At 45.6% G+C, this 20,741-nt stretch carries 13 protein-coding genes and 1 riboswitch; of the genes, 9 read left to right on the forward strand and 4 right to left on the reverse strand.

The annotated features are described in order from the left end of the window. Positions 1-128 precede the first annotated feature (128 nt). From DFP97_RS21285 to DFP97_RS21315, 7 genes are all read left to right on the forward strand, one after another. The gene (locus DFP97_RS21285; RefSeq protein WP_114382205.1) at positions 129-1,445 is read left to right on the forward strand and encodes an ATP-binding protein; all 1,317 of its coding nucleotides are present in this window, start codon (positions 129-131) and stop codon (positions 1,443-1,445) included. Further along, positions 1,417-2,310 (forward strand): response regulator, encoded by an 894-nt coding sequence (locus DFP97_RS21290; protein ID WP_181873616.1) that lies wholly within the window; start codon positions 1,417-1,419, stop codon positions 2,308-2,310. The genes DFP97_RS21285 and DFP97_RS21290 overlap by 29 nt, the downstream gene beginning before the upstream one ends. Before the next feature lie 238 nt (positions 2,311-2,548). Then, positions 2,549-3,358 carry a transporter substrate-binding domain-containing protein gene (locus tag DFP97_RS21295; protein ID WP_114382206.1) on the forward strand — a complete coding sequence of 270 codons (810 nt, stop codon included), beginning with the start codon at positions 2,549-2,551 and terminating at the stop codon, positions 3,356-3,358. A gap of 33 nt (positions 3,359-3,391) precedes the next feature. Continuing rightward, positions 3,392-4,042, forward strand: coding sequence for an amino acid ABC transporter permease (locus DFP97_RS21300; RefSeq protein ID WP_114382207.1), 651 nt, complete (start codon positions 3,392-3,394; stop codon positions 4,040-4,042). A gap of 1 nt (position 4,043) precedes the next feature. Then, the gene (locus tag DFP97_RS21305; RefSeq protein ID WP_114382208.1) at positions 4,044-4,766 is read left to right on the forward strand and encodes an amino acid ABC transporter ATP-binding protein; all 723 of its coding nucleotides are present in this window, start codon (positions 4,044-4,046) and stop codon (positions 4,764-4,766) included. Further along, positions 4,763-5,755, forward strand: coding sequence for an asparaginase (locus DFP97_RS21310; protein WP_114382209.1), 993 nt, complete (start codon positions 4,763-4,765; stop codon positions 5,753-5,755). Before DFP97_RS21305 ends, DFP97_RS21310 begins: the two co-directional genes overlap by 4 nt. Positions 5,756-5,963: 208 nt before the next feature. Next, positions 5,964-6,050: riboswitch (cyclic di-GMP riboswitch) on the forward strand. A gap of 89 nt (positions 6,051-6,139) precedes the next feature. Continuing rightward, on the forward strand, positions 6,140-12,031 hold the full coding sequence (locus DFP97_RS21315; RefSeq protein ID WP_114382210.1) for an OmpL47-type beta-barrel domain-containing protein: 5,892 nt from the start codon (positions 6,140-6,142) through the stop codon (positions 12,029-12,031). Positions 12,032-12,109: 78 nt separating this feature from the next. Here the strand turns inward: DFP97_RS21315 and DFP97_RS21320 are convergent, their stop codons facing one another. Next, positions 12,110-13,342 (reverse strand): MFS transporter, encoded by a 1,233-nt coding sequence (locus tag DFP97_RS21320; protein ID WP_114382211.1) that lies wholly within the window; start codon positions 13,340-13,342, stop codon positions 12,110-12,112. 596 nt (positions 13,343-13,938) lie between these two features. On the opposite strand from DFP97_RS21320, the gene DFP97_RS21325 reads away from it, so the two are divergent. After that, positions 13,939-15,477: a bifunctional GNAT family N-acetyltransferase/carbon-nitrogen hydrolase family protein gene (locus DFP97_RS21325; protein WP_114382212.1), complete on the forward strand. Its 1,539-nt coding sequence runs from the start codon at positions 13,939-13,941 to the stop codon at positions 15,475-15,477. A gap of 82 nt (positions 15,478-15,559) precedes the next feature. Here DFP97_RS21325 and DFP97_RS21330 read toward each other — a convergent pair whose 3' ends face one another. Genes DFP97_RS21330 through DFP97_RS21340 form a run of 3 tightly spaced genes read right to left on the reverse strand, consistent with a single transcriptional unit; the run spans position 15,560 to position 19,044 of the window. Beyond that, a complete protein-coding gene (locus DFP97_RS21330) occupies positions 15,560-17,116 on the reverse strand; it encodes a DUF3369 domain-containing protein (protein WP_114382213.1) in 1,557 nt (518 codons plus the stop codon). Next, positions 17,097-18,635, reverse strand: coding sequence for a sensor histidine kinase (locus DFP97_RS21335; protein WP_114382214.1), 1,539 nt, complete (start codon positions 18,633-18,635; stop codon positions 17,097-17,099). The genes DFP97_RS21330 and DFP97_RS21335 overlap by 20 nt, the downstream gene beginning before the upstream one ends. A gap of 13 nt (positions 18,636-18,648) precedes the next feature. Then, positions 18,649-19,044, reverse strand: coding sequence for a hypothetical protein (locus DFP97_RS21340; RefSeq protein ID WP_114382215.1), 396 nt, complete (start codon positions 19,042-19,044; stop codon positions 18,649-18,651). A gap of 226 nt (positions 19,045-19,270) precedes the next feature. Here DFP97_RS21340 and DFP97_RS21345 point away from each other — a divergent pair, with 226 nt between their 5' ends. Then, entirely contained in the window at positions 19,271-20,551 is a 1,281-nt protein-coding gene (locus DFP97_RS21345) for an ArsB/NhaD family transporter (RefSeq protein ID WP_114382216.1), read from the forward strand. Positions 20,552-20,741: the final 190 nt, after the last annotated feature.

The raw sequence follows: 20,741 nt of genomic DNA on the forward strand, positions 1-20,741 counted from the left end.
TATTGAGGTGCTTATTGTTCGTCCTTTTGTTCTATAAATGTGAAATCTATGTTAGAATATATCTTATTAAGAAGATAGGTTTATGTAAGAGAATTGATGTCTGACTCTCAACGGGGGCGGATCAAAGGATGAATAATCTTATCAAAAATGAAAGACTGCAAATGATCGTTATAGCTTTGGCTACGGCGATTGGGGCGCAATTCAAGATTAACCCCTTCAGCGGCGATTATTTCCGTATCGGTCTGGGTGTCAGTATCTTTTTATTTTTCTTACTATTTATGCGCCACTTGCCTTATTTAACGATCGGGATCCTGACAGGAATATTTAGTATGGTCTTCCAGGCAGCAGATTGGATGATCGCTACGAATGCTTTTTCTATATTGGAAAGCATACAAAATAACTTGGCGGCCGGTATTTATTATGTCGTTTTTGCATTTGGAATGAGCAGGTTTCAAAATAGAATAAACGAGTTTCACCCTCTGCTGTTAGGCGCGGTTGTTTCAGTCATTGATTTTGCCTCTAACGTGACTGAGCTCTTAATACGAGGTGTTTTGCTTGATACACATGCATTTTATTTGGGTGAATGGTTTCAATTATTGGCCATAGCGGTTGTGCGAAGTTATTTTGTGATCGGACTGTACAGCAGCATTTCGATTAGTCAAATGCGTTTCCTTCACGCAGAGCAGCAAAAACGGATGGAGCAAATGATAAATATCGGCGCGGGTTTATATGGAGAAGTCTTTTATTTAAAAAAATCAATGGACACGATTGAGTCGATTACCGTAAATAGCTTTAATCTTTCACGCAAATTAAAGGAAGAGAACTTGAACGGCTACAGTGGACAAGCATTAGGGGTTGCCCAGCAAATCCACGAAGTGAAGAAGGACTCCCAGCGTATTTTGGCAGGCTTGTTGAAATTATATGACACTGAAATCGTGGTTGATCTGAGCCTGTCGGAGATTCTCGATTTTGTTGTAAAAGGAAATCAAAAATACAGCGAGATGCTGGAGAAAAGAATCGTGATCGTAAAAGAAGTAGAAGCAAACTTCTTTACCCCGCATTATATTCCTATATTGACGGTACTAAACAACCTGGTATCCAATGCTGTAGAAGCCATTGAGAAGCATGGTACAATAAGAGTGCAAGTTGTTGAAAAGGAAAAAGAATTTATTTTTGTTGTTTCGGATTCAGGGGAAGGCATTTCCGCAAAAGATATTCCTATTATTTTTGAACCGGGTTTTACGACAAAATTTAATGTAGAGGGAATTGCGGCAACAGGGATCGGCCTTTCTCATGTGCGCGATATTGTTCATACTTTCGGAGGCGAGATCGAAGTGGAGTCATCGGAGAAGTCAGCCGGTGCACGGTTTTTCGTTCATATTCCAATAACCGCTTTACAAAAAGGGGGGGAAGCCGATGTCGATATCTTTCGTTATCGTGGATGACGACGCAGTTAGCAGGCGGATGCTGCAAAACATTATTGAGCATTGCAAGCTTGGTGAGGTTGCAGGTACGGCGGAGGAAGGAATGGAGGGAACCCAAATCATTCTTGAACTGAAGCCGGATATTGTGTTGATTGATTTATTAATGCCTAATCAGGATGGGATCGAGACGATAACGCAATTGAAAGATAGAGGCTATAATGGAAAGTTTATTATGATTTCGCAAATTGAAAATAAAGAATTGGTAGGACAAGCCTATCAAAGAGGGATTGAATTTTTTATCCATAAGCCGATAAACCGTTTGGAAGTGGAAGCTGTTTTGTTGAAAGTCAATGAACGGCGGAAATACGAGCGGCAAATTATTGAAATCAAGCAATCTTTAGCGAAGTTCGATCCCGTAGAATTAACACCGGTTCGTAGAGAACCGACAGCCCGTGAAGTCGTGAAGCCTATTCTGATGGATCTCGGAATAATTGGTGAAATCGGGAGTAAAGATATCATTTCCTTAATGGAATATTTAATTGAACACCGGCAGGCTGCCGACTTTCCGCCGCTAAAAGAATTGTATGAGTCCATAGCCCGAACCTATAAACAAAGCAAGAGCGATATAGAGAAAGAGAGTAAAGCGATTGAGCAGCGGATCAGGCGGACCGTAATGGCTGCGTTAAATCATTTGGCTTCTATCGGTCTAACTGATTATAGTAACCCGAAGTTCGAATATTATGCTCCGCTTTACTTTGATTTTCAAGATATTCGGATGAAAATGAAGGTTATGGACGAAGAGCAGCAGCCTGAAAAAGGGAAGGTAAATATAAAAAAATTTCTGCAGGTCTTTTATATAGAGGTACTGGAAAAAAAGAAAAGCTGAATCATTTTTCGTATTCCATCATTAAAGAATTCGAATGTTCAATCTGTCAGGGTTCAGATTGAACGTTCGAATTCTTTTTTTGTCATGAGGATCAAATTAAGCTTTTGTGTAAGGTTTATTTACATTTCGTGTAATCATTTTTGTAGGATGCTGTAGGTTGCTGTAGCGGAGGAAGTACTATAAGGACGTGATAGAGAACGAATTTACAAAAAAACAAGAAGAGAGAAGAGGGAGTTATATGAAGAAGATCGTTTTACTGTTGATGGGGGCCGTAATCGCGTTAACGCTTAGTGCCTGCGGAAATGAAAAGTCCACTGCAAGCACATCTGGGGGTACGGCAGAGCCTGCAGCAAATAAGGAAGAGGTTAAGAAATATACGTTTGGCACTGATGCGACCTACCCTCCCTTCGAGTTTGAAAAGGATGGCAAGTACATCGGCATTGATATCGATTTGATCAACGCCATTGCCGAGGTAGAGGGCTTTGAGGTTGAACTCAAACCAATGGATTTTAAAGCGATTATCCCGGCTATTACGGCGGGCCAATTGGATGGCGCTATTGCGGGCATTAGCATTACAGAAGAGCGCAAACAGGTTGTCAGCTTATCTGATCCGTATTACGAGGCGGGACTTTCGCTTATCGTTCGGTCCGACAACACGACGATCAATAGTCCGGAAGATTTGGCCGGGAAAACCATTGCGATTAAAAAAGGAACATCAGGCGCTAAGATGGCTGAGGAATTGGCGAAAAAATACGGTGCGGATATCAAATACTTTGACGACAGCCCAACGATGTACCAGGAGGTTGTCAATAAAAACGCCGACGTTACGCTGGAAGATTTCCCGGTTATTTCGTACAAGATTGCAGTTGACCCAAATGCTAATTTGAAGGTTGTCGGAGACCGGTTGAACGGTGATTTTTATGGCATGGCTGTCGGTAAAGATAATGAAGAGCTGCTGAAAAAATTAAACGATGGATTGAAAAAGCTGCAAGAAAACGGGAAATACGATGAAATTGTTAAAACCTATATAGGAACAACGGCAAAATAGATAACCGATTCACAAGAAGAAGGGGGGGATATATTGATGTCCTCGTTGCAAGTTATTTTGGAAGCATTACCGATATTGCTGCAAGGTGTTCTGATAACGCTGAAGCTGGCAGTCATTTCGTTATGTATAGCATTTGTTATAGGCTTAATTGCAGGATTAATGAATACCTCCAATAATAAAATCCTTCGAGGTGCTGCAACGTTTTATGTTGACCTCATTCGGGGCACGCCGCTGCTGGTTCAGATCTTTTTTATTTATTTGGGCTTACCCGCTCTTTTGGACATTAGAATATCGGCAGAGCTTGGGGGAATTGCGGCACTTAGTTTAAATGCAGGCGCATATATTGCGGAAGTTGTTCGAGGCGGTATCATATCCATTGATAAAGGCCAGGTGGAAGCGTCTCGTTCTTTGGGGCTAAGCCGGTTTATGACGATGAGGCTGGTTATATTACCGCAAGCGTTACGTCGAATGATCCCAGCTTTTGTAAACCAATTTATTATCAGCCTTAAAGATACTTCCCTGCTGTCTGTCATTGGAATCCGGGAATTGACACAGAATGGGGAAATTATCATTTCTGCAAATTTTCGCTCTTTTGAAATATGGGGTGTCGTCGGCGTTCTTTACTTCGTGATCATCTATATATTAACCCGTTTATTCCGTCTGCTTGAGAGGAGGTTCAACTAAAATGATTGTTGTACAAAACCTGAGAAAGAAATATGGTTCGTTGGAAGTGCTCAAGGATATATCCACAACGATCCGGGAGAAAGAAGTGGTTTGCGTTATCGGGCCGTCAGGATCGGGTAAAAGCACATTCCTCAGGTGTCTGAACCTTCTCGAGGAGGTAACGTCCGGGAAGGTTATGATCGGTGAAGTGGAAGTCACTTCAACGAAAACGAATATTGATAAATTACGCGAAAATGTAGGGATGGTGTTTCAGAGCTTTAATTTATTTCCCCACTTAACCGTATTAAAAAATATTATGCTTGCCCCCAAATACATTAAAAAAATGGATAAGCAGCTCAATGAGAAAAGAGCGGTAGAGCTGTTGGCAAAAGTGGGCTTGGCGGAGAAAAAAGATGAATCCCCTGACCGTTTATCGGGTGGACAAAAGCAGCGTGTAGCTATTGCTCGAGCCTTAGCAATGAATCCCCGTGTTATGTTGTTCGACGAGCCGACCTCGGCCTTAGATCCCGAAATGGTGGGTGAGGTTTTGCTGGTCATGAAGGAGCTGGCCCGCGAAGGCATCACGATGATTGTCGTCACTCATGAAATGGGCTTCGCCCGTGAAGTGGCAGACCGCGTAATCTTTATGGATGGGGGATATATTGTCGAAGAAGGGACTCCCTCCGAAATATTTGATTTCCCGAAGCATGAACGTACGAAAGCATTCCTTGGAAAACTTTTATGAAAAAAATACTTTTGCTGACTACAGGCGGAACCATCGCATCGGTCTCGGGGGCAAATGGACTGATTCCGGGCATAACGGATGCGGAAATAGTGAGCTATTTACTTGAACAAAATTTCAGGTACAAAATTGAAAGTAAAGCGCTGATGGAAATAGACAGCACAAATATGCAGCCCGAATGCTGGGTGCGTATAGCTGAGGCCGTCTATGAGAATTACGGAGATTATGACGGATTTGTCATCACGCATGGAACGGATACGATGGGATATACAGCTGCAGCCCTTTCCTATATGCTGCAAAATATCGCGAAGCCGGTTGTCATGACTGGCTCTCAGGTTCCTATTCATTATCAAAATACCGATGCCGGTAAAAACATTGTCGACGCTGCACGCTTTGCCTGCGAAGACATCGGAGGCGTATTTATTGTTTTTGACGGCAAGGTGATTAACGGGACTAGAGCTGTAAAAGTGAGAACCCGAAGCTATCATGCCTTTGAAAGTATTAATCATCCATACGCCGCTTTTATTGAAGGGGGCGAAATCAGGTACAATAAACCCGTTTCAAGGGTACGCAGCACGGAGTTGAAATTAGAGGTTTCCTTATGCCCGGATGTTTTTTTGTTGAAACTGCACCCGGGTACAAAGCCGGAGCTTTTTGACTTTCTTAAGTACCATTATAAGGGGGTAATCATCGAAGGCTTCGGACTTGGAGGTGTGCCAAACCAAGGGAGAAGCCTTGTTCTAAAAATCAATGAGCTTCTCCAATCGGGAGTAGCTGTCGTTATGACTACGCAATGTCTTGAAGAGGGCGAAGACCGGACGCTTTATGAGGTAGGGCGAATCACGGCCGGGGAGCTGATGATTTCATCGAAGGATATGAATACAGAGGCGATTGTTCCTAAATTGATGTGGGCGTTAGGCAAGACCAATGATCTCAGAGAGGTCAAAAGAATGATGGAAACGCCAATTGCAGATGATATTACAATTAACTGATTGGCCGATATGGTTAAAAAGGTTCATAAGAAATCCCCTAAAGCTGCAGTGAACACATTTTCACTGTAGCTTTAGGGGATTTATTGTTATAAATAAGCCTTTATCCCCGCAATAATAGTCAATATCACCTATTCTAGTTCTTTATACCTATTCACACTACTAGATTCGACAGCTTATTATAGAGTTAAAGTCTCAGTTAAAAATAACCAAGTGAAAAAGGCAAATCATGAGAAATCATGAGACGCAAAGCCAAGGGCCTGAACCACGCTTTAGTGGAAGGCAGCCGGTTGCCACAAGGAATCATAGGCAGTTTACTATGAACCTTGTCAAAGGTTTATTTTTTTTGCCCTATATCCCGTTTATACAAAGAAAGGTAGGACAAACATGAAAAAACGTCAAGCTGCTAACAAGCTTTCCTTCCTGGTTTCACTGCTTCTTTTGATTCAGGTTTTATCTCCTGCGGCAGGCGTATTTGCGGCAGAGACAAACAACAACATGCTTCCTCCCAGCAATTTGGCTTATCAGTCTTTAACGCCGACTGATATCAAGCTGACATGGAGCGCCGTATTTGGAGCTACCGGTTATAAGGTCTATGAGATTACGGACGGCCAGCTCATCACACGCGGCACATCGACAACAACCACATTTACCATTAACAGTCTGCCGGAAGGGTCGTATACCTATGTGGTATCAACCTTAAGCCCGGATGGCGAGTCCGGTCCATGCGCACCAATCACGGTGGATATCACTTACCCGGATATGACTGCCCCAACCTTGGCCTCTGCCATTCAGAACGGAAACGATATTATGCTAAGCTGGGGAGCTTCCCCTAATGCCCAAAGCTATAATCTTTACCAAGTCCAGGTTGACGGTCAAACGACACTGGTCAAAACGCAGACGGCACGTACATATACGATCACTAATACACCTGCGGGAACATACAAGTATGCGGTTACCGCATCGAATTCCGTTTTTGGTGAATCGCCGCTTTCCGCTCCGGTTGAAGTTGTCATTGTTTATCCGGCTATGAAGGCACCCGGAAATTTCACCTTTACCATTACGAACATCAGCGACGTCAACCTAAAGTGGGATGCCGCCAGTTACGCTACTAATTACAAGGTTTATCAAATTATTGACGGACAAAAGGTTTTAAAAAGTACGGTGACCGGTACAACGGCTGCGTTTACGAAACTGCCGGCCGGCGATTATGTCTACGAGGTATATTCGTACAGCGACCGTTTCGGAGAATCGACGGAAGGCAGCCGGATCACGGTAACCGTTGGGTCTGTTGCTATGGCAGCACCGGCCAATCTGGCGTACAAGCTGCAAAACGTCAATGATATTGTCCTGACTTGGACTGCCGCGACTTATGCAACAAGCTATAAAATCTATCAAGTCATCGACGGCCAAAAAGAGTTGAAAAGCACGGTGACCGGCACAACAGTTACGTTTACGAATCAGCCGGCCGGTAATTATGCCTACGAGGTTCACTCGTTCAGTGACCGTTTCGGTGAATCGCCGGAAGGGAGTAAAGTCACTTTTGCATTAGATGCCGTGATCATGGCGCCTCCGGGCAGCTTAACCTATAAGGTGCAGAACGTTAACGATATCGTCTTAACTTGGGCGACTGCAGCAAACGCAAACAGCTACAAAGTTTATCAAATGATCGATGGGCAAAAAGTGTTGAAAAGCACGGTTACTGGCACCACGGTCACCTACACCAACCAGCCTGCCGGTAATTATGTCTATGAGGTGCATTCCGTCTCGACTCGCTTCGGTGAATCGCCGGAAGGCAGTAAAGTCACCTTTACGCTAGGTGCCGTAACCATGGAGCCTCCGGGCAGCTTAACTTACAAGCTGCAGAACATCAACGATATCGTCTTAACTTGGGCGACTTCAGCAAACGCAAACAGCTACAAAGTTTATCAAATGATCGATGGGCAAAAAGTGTTGAAAAGCACGGTAACCGGCACTACGGTCACCTACACCAACCAGCCGGCCGGTAATTATGTCTATGAGGTGCATTCCGTCTCGACTCGTTTCGGTGAATCGGCGGAAGGCAGTTCTGTCACGTTGACGCTGGAGGCCGTAATCATGGCTGCGCCAGGCAATTTTCAGTATAAACTGTTAAACGGAAACGATATCGTTCTGACCTGGGATGCCGCACCAAACGCGAACAGCTATAAAGTCTATCAAATCACGAACGGTCAAAAAGTGTTGAAAAGCACGAGTGCAGGCACAACAGTCACTTATACGAATCAGCCGCAAGGCAATTACACATATGAAGTTTATTCGTTTTCGACCCGTTTCGGTCAATCGCCGGAAGGAAGCCAAGTTTTGGTCCCGCTGATCTATCCGACGATGGAACCGCCGGCCAATCTCGTGCAAACGATTAAAAACGCGACGGACTTTACCCTGACCTGGGATGCTTCCGCCTATGCGACAAGCTATAAAGTCTACCAGATCGTAAATGGACAAAAGGTGCTTAAAAGCACGGTAGCCGGCCTAAACGTCACATATACCGGCATGTCGCCGGGCGAATATACGTATGAAGTTCATTCGGTTTCAACCCGTTTCGGAGAATCGCCGGAAGGAACTAAGCTGACGATGAAGCTTGACGGACAAGTCATGCAAGCTCCGCTGAATCCGACATACAGTATAACTAATGGAAATGACATTACCTTAAAATGGACGGCCGTATCTTACGCAACCAGCTACAAGATTTATCAAGTGGTAGACGGGCAAAAGATGCTGAAAAGCACGGTAACCGGCACGGCCGTCACCTATACGAACCAACCGGAGGGTCCTTTAAACTATGAGATCCACTCTGTTTCGACCATTTTGGGCGAGTCGCCGGAAGGTGCAAAAATAACGTTTATACTGGATCATCCCGTGGTGGCTGCTCCCAATAATTTTGCCTACAAAATTTTGAACGGAAATGACGTCGTATTGACTTGGGGGGCTGTTACTTATGCGAACTCCTATAAAGTCTATGAGCTCGTTGACGGTCAGAAGCTTCTGAAGAATTCGGTTACAACTTTGACTTCGACGCAATCGAATATAACGGGCGGCGCCCACACCTATATCGTTCATGCCGTCAGCAACCGCTTCGGCGAATCGCCGGAAGGCGGCCAGGTGACTTTTACGCTTAATATTCCAAACATGCAGGCACCGGGTAACTTTACGCAAAGCGTTTCAAACGGTAATGACATCACCTTAAGGTGGAACCCCGTTACCTATGCAACGGCATACAAGCTTTATCTGCTTGTTGACGGGATAGAGGTGTTGGTGAAATCTCAGACCGCAACAAGTATTACGTTGCCGAATCAGCCTGAGGGCGACTACAACTACGTGTTGCGCTCCTACAGTGACCGTTTCGGCGAATCGCCGGAAAGCAGTGACCTCGACTTCACATTAGTCTGGCCAACCATGCAAGCGCCGGGCGTCTTTACTCAAAGCGTTGCGAACGGTAATGACATCACCTTAAGGTGGAACCCCGTAACCTATGCAACGGCATACAAGCTTTATCGGCTTGTTGACGGGAAAGAGGTGTTGGTGAAATCTCAGACGGCAACGAGTATTACGTTGACGAACCAGCCTGAGGGCGACTTTACTTACGTGGTGCGCTCCTTCAGCAGCCGTTTCGGTGATTCGCCGGAAGGCAGCGAACTCAAGTTCACCTTACTCTGGCCGTTGATGTTAGCCCCGGGCAATTTAACGAAGACCATTTCAAACGGAAACGACATCGCATTGAAATGGAATGCGGTAGCTTATGCGACGGCTTACAAGGTGTACCAATTAGTCGATGGGCAAAAAGTGCTGAAAAGCACATTAACCGGCACGACCGTTAATTACGTCAATATGCCTGCTGGCGATTACAGTTACGTGGTGCACTCTTACAGCGACCGCTTCGGTGAATCGCCGATCGGAAGCACCTCCAATTTTGCGCTTGTATGGCCGGTTGTTGTTCCGCCCGTTTTGACAGGGACCGTCTTTAACGCAAACAATATTACGCTGTCTTGGCCTGCTGTTACATGGGCAAACGAATATCGCGTTTATGATTTGACAGGAGGTACCCGGCAATTAATTTATAAGGGTACGGCCTTAAGCTTTAAAGTATATAATCTGTCAGAGGATACCCATCAGTATGAAGTGACTGCTTTCAGCACCCGTTTCGGCGAATCGGCGTCTTCGAACCGTGTGACCGAAACGATCGTGTTCCCGGTCATGCAGCCTCCGGTCGCCACCTTGAAGCTGTTAAGCGGCACGAGCGCCCGGATATCCTGGAGTTTCGTAACCTACGCTAACGGCTATAACGTATATGAGATCATAGACGGAGAACCAGTTTTGCTGACGGAGAAGCTGAACAATCTGTCCTACACGGTAACGGATTTATCTTATAGAAACCATGAGTACTTTGTGACATCGTACAGCAACTCGTTCGGCCTGTCGGAGCCATCAAATACCGTCCTCGCCAAGCTGATTATCGATACGGAAGCGCCGGTAACGAAAGCGGAGGCACTCGCCGGCTGGACGAATCTAAACCAGATTGTCACCTTATCGGCTACAGATAACGAAACGGGAGTCGCGAATACATTCTATTCCCTGAACGGCAGCGAATATACGGCAGGAACTTCTGTTAAGGTGGACAAAGAAGGCGTAAACAAAGTTTCCTTCTACTCGGTGGATAAAGTCGGCAACAAGGAAGCAGCTCAGGCCATCGAAGTGAAAATTGACAGGACGGCCCCAGTGACTGTTACGGAAGCTTCTGCGTTATGGGTGAAAGAAGCGGCAATAAAATTAACTGCAACGGACGCTCATAGCGGCGTTTCGAAGACGTACTATTCGATTAACGGCTCTGATTACCAGGAAGGCACCTCGTTCATAGTAGACGGCGAGGGTGTTAACGAAGTCAGCTTCTATTCGGTTGACGGAGCAGGCAATAAGGAAGACGCTCAAGCCATCATAGTGAAAATCGACCGGACGGCCCCTGTTACTCATTCGGACGCTCCTGCTGATTGGACGAAGGAAGATGTGACCGTTAAATTAACTGCAACAGATACGCATAGCGGTACAGCCCGAATGTTCTACTCGATCGACGGATCGGCATACGCAGAAGGCAGTTCGTTCACCGTGAGTGAAGAAGGTATCCATAAAGTTACATTCTACTCAACCGATATAGCCGGCAACATCGAGACTGCAAATACGGCTGTGGTAAAAATCGACCGGACGGCTCCGGCGACTGTTTCGGAAGCTCCTGCGTTATGGGTAAAAGAAGCGGCCGTACAATTAACCGCAACGGATGCACATAGCGGTATAGCGAAGACGTACTATTCGATAAACGGCTCCGATTATCTGGAAGGCACCTCGTTTAAGGTAGAAAACGAGGGTATCAACAAGGTCAGCTTCTATTCGGTTGACCATGCGGGTATTAAGGAAGCGGCTCACGACATCGAAGTGAAGATTGACCGGACAGCTCCTGTTACTCATTCGGATGCTCCTGCAGATTGGTCGAAAGAAGATGTGACCGTTAAATTAACCGCAATGGATGCGCTAAGCGGCACAGCCAAAACGTTCTACTCGATCGACGGTTCAGTATACGAAGAAGGCAGTTCGTTCACTGTCAGTGATGAAGGTATTCATAAAGTGGCTTTCTACTCGGTTGATTCGGCCGGAAACATCGAGACTGCGAATACGGCTGTGGTGAAAATCGACAAGACCGCACCGGTCATTACAATGAATCTTAAGGAAGAGTATCAGGCAGGGTCGACGCTGCAATTGACGTACTCGGCAGTCGATACGCTTTCGGGTATCGTTGCCAATAGGATAACCGTGACCCGTCCAAACGGAGCAACCGAGGAAGCAGAGCAAAACAGCGGGATTGTATTGGACAAGCCGGGTGTCTATACCGTTACAGTGACCGTTACTAATGCTGCGGGTCTGAGCACTACGTTGAAAAAACAATTTGTTGTATACATCCCGGCCACCATAGCGGTGACTCCTAATATCATTAAAGGCAATAAAGGCGTGTTTACCGTCCGGGTAGATTTGCCGAGTGGCTACAGTTCTGAAGGCTTCAATCTAAATACCGTAACTCTAAATGGCGTGAAGGCTCTTACCAGCAACAATGGCTACTACAATCAGGCGAAGCTTGGACAATTCAAATTCGAACGTTCCGATTTCAATTGGACGGCTGCCGAGGTTACACTGCATTTTAGAGGATATGTCAACGGTATTCTGGTAATCGGTGAAACGACTGTGAAAGTCCAGAAATAGAGCGATAGTAAAGAATGAGAAACAGCTAAGGGCACCCTGCCGGGTGCCCTATCTTTTTGCTTAAGAGATTCTGTCTACTTAGAAATTAACTCCGGATTCTGTTGTAGCCCAAGACTTTTTCCAAGAGCGCGATACTGCGTAGAAAACAAGTGTCATAACTAATACGATTGATCCGATAACAAGGAATCCGGTAACGTGAGTGCCTGTCGTTTCTTTTAATGGACCAAGAATATATTTAGGAAGCAAAAATCCTCCTAAACCGCCTGCGGCTCCGACGATCCCGGTAACAACTCCGATTTCCTTGGAGAAACGCTGCGGAACAATCTGGAACACCGATCCGTTCCCCATGCCGAGGCAAGCCATCATAACACTTGTATATAGAAGCATAACAAGGAATGAACTAGGCATTGTTGCAATCGCAAACGCGCAGATTGTAACTACGCTAAACAATATGGTCAAGAATCTCATTCCGCCAACTTTATCAGCAATCCAACCGCCTACGGGTCTAAAGAAGCTGCCCGCTATGACGGTAAGAGTAACCAGGTAGCCTACCTGTATTTTTGTTAAACCGCCTGGGTTTACGCCATCGCCATACACATCGTAGAAGAAAATGCTGAAGTAGCTCGCAAATCCGACAAAACCGCCAAATGTAACTGAGTAGAATAGGGAGAACCACCAAGTGTCCGCGAACTTAAATACACTGAGGTAATCCTTCAAGGTTTTAGGCGCAGGAGCATTCGGAGCATCCTTGGCTAATATTGCATAAATAATCATGATAGCGATCAAAGGTATAAGTGCCAATCCAAAAACAGTGTGCCATCCGTACGCTGTCGCTAGCTGTGGTCCAAAAAATGTAGCTAGCGCAGTACCGCTGTTGCCTGCTCCGGCAATTCCCATCGCCAGACCTTGATATTGTGGAGGATACCAGCGGCTGGCCAAGGAAAGCGAGACGGCAAAGCTTGCACCCGCGATACCGAGCAAGAACCCGATCGACTGAACTTGAACCAGGCTTGTTCCGCCGAGCCAACCCCAGAGAAGAGGAATAGTGGTAAGCCCCATCCCGATAAGGCCTGCTTTTTTAGCGCCAATACGGTCCGCCAATATCCCCATCGGTATCCGGAAAATGGAACCTCCCAAAATCGGGATTGCTACCATGGTAGCCTTCTGAGTATCCGACAAACCAAAATCTTTGGTAATGAAGAGTGCTAAAGCTCCGCAAAATACCCAAATCATAAAGCTTACATCAAAATAGAGAAAAGATGACAACAAACTTGGAAAGTGGCCAGACTTACGAAAACTTTGTGCTTCCATTTTTCATTCCCCCTATAATTAATAAACCTTGGTTTTCTTTCCGGCTAAATCATAGCTTTGGCCGGAATCATTCATGTTCGTTCGTTGCTGGTGCTGTTTTAACACCTCTCTCTTTAATTCTCGGTATTCCCTCCATTTCTCGGCAGTGATCGGGCAAAAAGAGGCCGACTGACAGAACCGCATAAATGCGAATTCTGTTAATCGGCCCCTTTGCCGTTTGCAGCCACGCCGTCGTGACTGACTTTATTAATAATCGATGTAGAATACAAAGCCTACCCGTCTACAATATTGTATGGATAGACTGCAATGCCGGTACTGGCACATCATTGTGCCGTTGTGCTGTTGAAATCTTATATTGCTACTATAATTCGCTTTTTCATTCATGTCAAGAAACATAACATAAAAATTTCAAATTGATCATCCTCATAATCAATACCGACCTTTTTGCCGTATATCAACATTTTGGTGTCACGTTATATAACATAAATCAAAAAATTGAATTTGAAGAAAAGTTTACAAATCAACTAACGTTAATTAATACGACCATGAAACTCCAAACGTATGATGGGGTAAACATCTTTACAAGGAGTCAATCTATGACATCTAATCAAATTTCACAATTCGAAAAAAAAGTGATCATTCGAAACATCGAACGTGAGGATTTTGATAAGATTATTGAACTGCAAAATAGCTGCTTTCCGAATATGAAGCCATGGAAATTAGATCAGCTGGAAAGTCATATCCGTATTTTTCCTGAAGGGCAAATATGTGTTGAGCTGGATGGAGAGATTATTGGCTCTTGCTCGAGTCTGGTCGTCAATTTTGACGATTATTTGGAGCAGCACACGTATTCGGAAATTACGGATAAGGGTTACATCCGGAATCATAACCCGCGCGGCGAAAGCTTGTACGGGATGGAGGTCATGGTTCATCCGAACTTCCGCCGTATGAAAATTGGCAGACGGTTATATGAAGCGCGAAAGCGTTTGGCGGAAAAGCTGAACCTCAAGAGTATTATAGTCGGAGGGCGTATTCCGGGTTATCATAAATATAGCGACTCCATGTCGCCTAGGGATTATGCTGAGGAAGTATTGCAGCAAAATATTTACGATTCGGTACTGACCTTCCAAATGATGAACGGCTTCACGCTGAAGCGCATCATTACCAATTATTTGCCGGACGATGAAGATTCCATGCACTATGCTGCCTTACTGGAATGGAATAACATTGACTATAAGCCGAACATTAACAAAACCCATTATAAAATGTCATTTCCTGTACGCATCTGCGTTATCCAATATATGATGAAAAAGATTGACTCCTTCGAGGAATTCGCGACGCAATGTGAGCATTATGTCGATGTAGCTTCCGATTATAAATCGGACTTCGCCGTATTTCCGGAAAATGTAACGATGCAGCTGCTTTCATTTCTGGATGAACGCTCCCCGAGTTTAGCCGTCCGAAAATTATGCACATATACTAAAGATTACGTCGAATTGTTTTCTGAATTAGCCGTTAAGTATAACGTGAATATAATTGGGGGCTCTCATTTCGTAGAGCATAATAACCGAATCTATAACGTGGCTCACTTGTTCCGCCGGGATGGAACGATCGCACAGCAGTATAAGCTTCATATTTCCCCGAATGAGCGCAAATGGTGGGGCATCAACGGAGGATCGAAATTGGAAGTGTTTGATACGGATTGCGGAAAAATTTCCATTCAATTGAGCAGTGATATCGAGTACCCGGAAATTTCCCGTATTGTCGCAGAGGAAGGGGCGCAAATCATTTTCGTGCCCTTTTGTGCGGAGGACCGGCAGACCTTTCTTCGTGTCAAGTATTGTGCGCAAGCGCGCGCCATTGAGAATCAAGTGTTTACCGTTACGTCAGGTACAGTAGGTAACCTGACTCATGTGGACAACGTGGATATTCAATACGCTCAGTCGGGCATCTATACACCTGCTGATTTTTCATTCCCTCGCGACGGTATTGCGGGAGAGTGCAGTGAAAATACGGAAACGGTCATCATGGCCGAAGTAGATATGGAGACTTTGCAGCGTTATCGTAAGTCTAAGGATGCGCTGACTTTCCGGGATCGCCGTACGGATATCTATTCGCTTCAAATCCGTTCATAAATTTTCAAAAGACCAAAAACGAGGCTTCGTATAAGCCTCGTTTTTCATTTTATATTAAAATAAATGATGCCGTTTAAATTTATTACCGGTCCGCATAGGCGGATCTGATTGCCAATATATCATCCCAATTCGCAAAAAAGACATCTACCAGGTTCGGATCAAAATGACGGCCCCGCTCCGTACGGAGCAAGTCGATTACGTCCTCGAACGGCCATGCTTTCTTGTAGACACGTTCGCTGCAAAGCGCATCAAACACGTCGGCAATTGCCGTGATTCGTGAAAAGATATGAATCTCGTCCCCTTTGAGCCTGTTCGGATAGCCGGTACCGTCATACTTCTCGTGATGCTGCAGCGCAATAGTCGCAGCGGTCCGTATAATATCCTTTTGCGAATGGTTCAGCATGCTGTAGCCCATCGTCGTATGGGTTTTTATTAGCTCGAACTCTTCGTCTGTCAACTTGCCCGGCTTATTCAATATGGAATCGGGAATACCGACTTTACCTACATCGTGCATCGGGGAAGCGAGCCGCAGCAGTTCGGCTTCCTCTTCCGGCAGCCCAATTTTGAGTGCCAACAGCTTCGAGTATTCTGCAACGCGTTTAACATGATTGCCGGTCTCCTGGGAGCGGGTCTCAACAATTTCCCCCATCGTAAAAATAATTTCCTTCTGCGTATTTTCCATCTCTGTGTTCAAATAAATATTTTCAAACGCGACCGAGACATTTGCGCAGTAGATTTCGATCAAATAACGGTCCCACTCACTCAGACGGTTGTTACCGCGTAAGTAAATAACGTTCTCGGAACCGGTTTTACTTTCAAAAAACACAACGAAATACGAATCGTTAAACGTACTCTGCTTGCTTTCGAAGGCTTGTTCCATTTCCTGCATGACATCAGCGGGAATGGTGCCCTGGGCCCGCTCGTTAACAAGACCCGAATAATCGCCTGTCGCGGCCATGATGATGATATCCTTGCCGCCTTTCGTAGCCGCGAGGCTGCTGATGCTGCCGACATGGATCGCATTTTGATGCAGATTAAGCAAGCTCGTCAGCTGCGTCAGTACCCCGGACGAAAATTTCCCGAGCGACTGCAGCTCGAACAGCCTTGCTGAAGATTTGATGATTTCCTCGAGTCCTAATTTGTTTTTCTCGATGACGGTAATATCGCGATATGCCCGCAATGCAGATACGAACATGGTAAACAGCTTCTGGCTGGTCAGCTCCGTCTTTTCCTTGTAATCATTAATGTCATATTCAAGTATGACCGTTTTCTCGGGCGCTTGTCCCGGTTGGCCGGTGCGGAGCATGATGCGGATGCTGCTGTTTTTTAATTCGCCCCGAATGTATTTAACCAATTGAAGGCCTGAATCGTCTTCTTCCATGACAACATCAAGCAGAATGAATGCAGCGTCCTTGTGCAGCGGCAGTATTTCACGCGCTTCCCTGGCGGAATAAGCGCTAATAAATTCGATCCCTTTGCCGTCAAATTCGAAATCGCTCATGACCAATTTGGTCACTTGATGAATCTCTTTGTCATCATCCACGATAATGACCTTCCACGATTCAGATAGGCTTCCTGATTCGGTCCCGTCCTCGTCGGCAAAAATAAGTTCGTCTTCCTCATGCGGATTGTAGCTCATGATTTTCCTCCTGTCTGATAGGGAATTCGAGTAAAAAGGTTGTACCGCGGCCTGGAAAGCTTGCGCATTGGATTGTTCCGCCTAATTTCTGCGTAACAAGATTGTAGACGATATGCATGCCGAGTCCAGTGCCGCCCCTGCTGCGGTTCGTCGTGAAAAATGGCTCGAAAATCTTTTCCGCCACTTCTTCCGGCATTCCTTTGCCGTCATCCGCGTATTGAATAAGGAGACGGTCCTCATTCCGCTGGATGTTTACGATCATATAGCCCTCAGTATCGGTATCATAAGCATGAATGAGCGAGTTCATCACAAGGTTTGTGACGATTTGGGAGACTGCGCCGGGATAAGTGTTCACTTCCAATTCATGATCGCCGATTACAACCGTCCGCTGCTTTGTCTTCTTGATCGTCGGTTGCAGGCTCCGTAAAGTATCCTCGATATAATCGAGTAACCGGAATGTTCGTTTCTCCTCATTTGATTGGTCCACGGAAACTTGTTTAAAGCTTTTGACCAGTTCGGAAGCGCGGCGCAGATTGGTTTGAACCATATCAACGGTCTCCTGCGACAATTTGACGAAGCTTTCCAAATCCGACTTTTTCATGCGATTTTGACCGTACAGCTCGGAAAATTCTTTCGTTCGCTGCTCCAGATACGAAATAGCCGTTACACCTACACCGATCGGAGTGTTGATTTCATGCGCGACGCCCGCAACCAGTCCGCCAAGCGCCGACATTTTCTCCGCTTGTACGAGCTGCTCCTGCGTCGTCTGAAGCGTCACAAGAGCTTGCTGCAGTTCAATGTAACGCGTGTCCAAGTTTTCGACCATGTCATTAAACGCATCCGCGACCTCTGTAATCTCGGAAGAAGCAGTCATCTTGACCTTATGTCTTCGCCCGCCCATTTGGATTGAAACCGCAGCCTTGCGTAGCTTATACAGCGGTTTGACCAGCACCTTTTGGAGAAAGAACCAGAACAGGACCAGAAAGCACACGCTGCAAAGGATGGCTGTTACAATGTCCGTACGAACTTTTTCCCGGATAAGCGCATCCTCGCCGCTTGAATCCAACATAAGCTCGATCACTCCGACGGTTGCGCCATCCTCGAACAACGGAGCCATTAAGCGGACTGACGAAATGCCGTATTCCTTCGTTTGCTGCTCGACAAAAGCCTTGTTCTCCGTCAGCGACCTTTGCACATAGGAGGGAGAGGCATTGCCGATTTTGGACCGTTCGGTAGATGCGTAAACCTTGCCGTCCGTTTTATGTAAGGTCAAACCCAGCACTTTTCTGTTCCGCAGCTGGATATAATCGAATATTTGCTGCACATCTTCGATAGAACGCGACTCCTCGTATCTGCCGTTTATCGCGGTAGTTATGGCAGTTAGCTGGCTGAAAAAGGTTTGGCGTACGGATTGCTCAAGGCTGAGCGCATGAAAGGTGACGATAATGCCCGTCATCGCAGCCGTAATGAGCGAAACAAACAAAATAAGCTTTAACTGGATGCTGAAGGATCGGAACATGTTCGCACCCCTGTCATTTAATTTCAAAATCTAGCAGCTTGGCAACGTCATAAGGCGTGTGGTCGTTATTGTGCAGCGATACCTTCACCTTGTGCTTGCCCGGCAGCAGATTCTGGATCATGTATTTGTTGTCTTTAACCGAAATTTTCTCCCCGTCGTCCACGTACATATGAATGTGACCTTCACCGTATTGACGCTCCATGCCAACATGTTCTTTCGCTATTTTCATATTGGTTGTCACGTAAATTGTCGCGTTTCGGCCGGATATTTCGATCCGCAAATCGAGATTAGGTTTTTCTACAATCTCCGCTGGTTCGGGCATTTCCAGCTCAGCCATCGTATGTTCACTACAGCCCGTCTGCAATACTAGTAAAATAACAAGAGTAATCGTTATGAATAGCCTTTTCATGCGGTGCCCCCATCATTAAATTCGACATTTTCTTTACAATAAAATTGGATAATTCTGTCGATATATCGCGTTTATTATACCATGGGCGCGGAAATGAAAATAGTTTCCCATTATAACAGGAGGTGTATTTTTTCGGAAATATGCCTTTGTCCCCTGGTATACTATTGAGCTATAATTGGAATCAATTGAATAGAAGCCGAGCTTCGAACCGGCTTAGGAGGAACTTATGGAACAGCAAGCTATTTGGGCGATCGGAATTTTTCTGATCATTTACAGCTTCATCATTGCCGAAAAAATACACCGGACCATTGTTGCGATGCTTGGCGGTGTATTGATGGTCACACTTGGAATCGTTGATCAGGAAACGGCTATTCACCACATCGACTTCAATACGCTCGGACTTCTGATCGGTATGATGATAATCGTGAATGTCACGGCGGAAACCGGGCTCTTTAAGTATATCGCCATATACTCCGCCAAGAAAGCAATGGGTGATCCTGTACGCATCCTCATCACGCTTTTCATGATCACGGCGATTGCTTCGGCATTCCTTGATAACGTAACGACGGTTCTGCTTTTGATTCCTGTAACCTTCAGCATTACACGGCAATTGCAGGTTAACCCGTTTCCGTTTCTTTTCTCACAAATTCTGGCTTCCAATATCGGCGGTACGGCTACACTTATAGGCGACCCGCCGAATATCATGATCGGGAGCGCGGTCAAGGAACTGACGTTTATGGCGTTCATCAACAATCTATCGCCTATTGTGATCGTTATTCTGGCTGTACATATTCCCATATTTATTTTTCTGTTCCGCAAGCAACTCCGGACAACACCGGAACGGAAACAAAGCATCATGCAATTGAACGAAAAAGAGGTCATAACGGATCGAAAGTTGCTCAAGAAGAGCCTCTTCATCCTCGGACTTACAATTCTGGGCTTCTTCCTTCATCAAATGCTGCATTTGGAATCCGCGACGGTAGCATTAGCTGGGGCTTTCCTTCTCCTTCTTCTGACCGGTGAGCATTCCATGGAGAAGGCGATTTCTAGGGTGGAGTGGACGACCATATTTTTCTTTGTAGGCTTGTTCGTGGCTGTCTCGGGACTTGTAGAGACCGGTGTCATATCGAAAATGGCCGAACAAGCCATGGAATGGACCGGAGGGGACCCGGTAGCCACTTCCATGCTGATTATATGGCTCAGCGCTATCGCTTCCGCTTTCATTGACAATATACCGTTTGTCGCCACGATGATCCCGATGATTCAAGAAATGGGGAATTTGGGGATTACGGATTTGGAGCCTCTATGGTGGAGCCTATCGCTCGGAGCTTGCTTGGGTGGTAATGGTACCCTTATCGGGGCTAGCGCGAATCTGATCGTGGCCGGTCTGTCGGAAAAAGAAGGCTACCCGATCCGGTTTTTCCAGTTCATCAAATACGGGTTTCCGCTCATGCTGCTATCCGTACTTCTGTCGAGCGTTTATGTTTATCTTCGTTACTTTTTTTAATCTTTCTCCGCCTTGGCAGATGAGCCTTATCAAAGCAGCCCCAATTCCCTACAAGGAATTGGGGCTATTTCTGTTCCTACGATTGAAATCATCAAGGAGGTCACAATACTCACATTTTATGTAACGAGAACAAAAGACACAGCAAACAGGCTCATGACATACTAAGAGAAAGCTAATCACTCAAAAGGAG

It is taken from the genome of Paenibacillus prosopidis, from assembly GCF_003337375.1.
Lineage (GTDB): Bacteria > Bacillota > Bacilli > Paenibacillales > Paenibacillaceae > Pristimantibacillus > Pristimantibacillus prosopidis.

Excerpts from the sequence above, each read along its gene's own strand:
- DFP97_RS21285 (WP_114382205.1), top strand. The coding sequence starts at position 129 with ATGAATAATCTTATCAAAAATGAAAGACTGCAAATGATCGTTATAGCT.
- DFP97_RS21290 (WP_181873616.1), top strand. The coding sequence starts at position 1,417 with ATGTCGATATCTTTCGTTATCGTGGATGACGACGCAGTTAGCAGGCGG.
- DFP97_RS21295 (WP_114382206.1), top strand. The coding sequence starts at position 2,549 with ATGAAGAAGATCGTTTTACTGTTGATGGGGGCCGTAATCGCGTTAACG.
- DFP97_RS21305 (WP_114382208.1), top strand. The coding sequence starts at position 4,044 with ATGATTGTTGTACAAAACCTGAGAAAGAAATATGGTTCGTTGGAAGTG.
- DFP97_RS21310 (WP_114382209.1), top strand. The coding sequence starts at position 4,763 with ATGAAAAAAATACTTTTGCTGACTACAGGCGGAACCATCGCATCGGTC.
- DFP97_RS21315 (WP_114382210.1), top strand. The coding sequence starts at position 6,140 with ATGAAAAAACGTCAAGCTGCTAACAAGCTTTCCTTCCTGGTTTCACTG.
- DFP97_RS21320 (WP_114382211.1), bottom strand. The coding sequence starts at position 13,342 with ATGGAAGCACAAAGTTTTCGTAAGTCTGGCCACTTTCCAAGTTTGTTG.
- DFP97_RS21325 (WP_114382212.1), top strand. The coding sequence starts at position 13,939 with ATGACATCTAATCAAATTTCACAATTCGAAAAAAAAGTGATCATTCGA.
- DFP97_RS21330 (WP_114382213.1), bottom strand. The coding sequence starts at position 17,116 with ATGAGCTACAATCCGCATGAGGAAGACGAACTTATTTTTGCCGACGAG.
- DFP97_RS21335 (WP_114382214.1), bottom strand. The coding sequence starts at position 18,635 with ATGTTCCGATCCTTCAGCATCCAGTTAAAGCTTATTTTGTTTGTTTCG.
- DFP97_RS21340 (WP_114382215.1), bottom strand. The coding sequence starts at position 19,044 with ATGAAAAGGCTATTCATAACGATTACTCTTGTTATTTTACTAGTATTG.
- DFP97_RS21345 (WP_114382216.1), top strand. The coding sequence starts at position 19,271 with ATGGAACAGCAAGCTATTTGGGCGATCGGAATTTTTCTGATCATTTAC.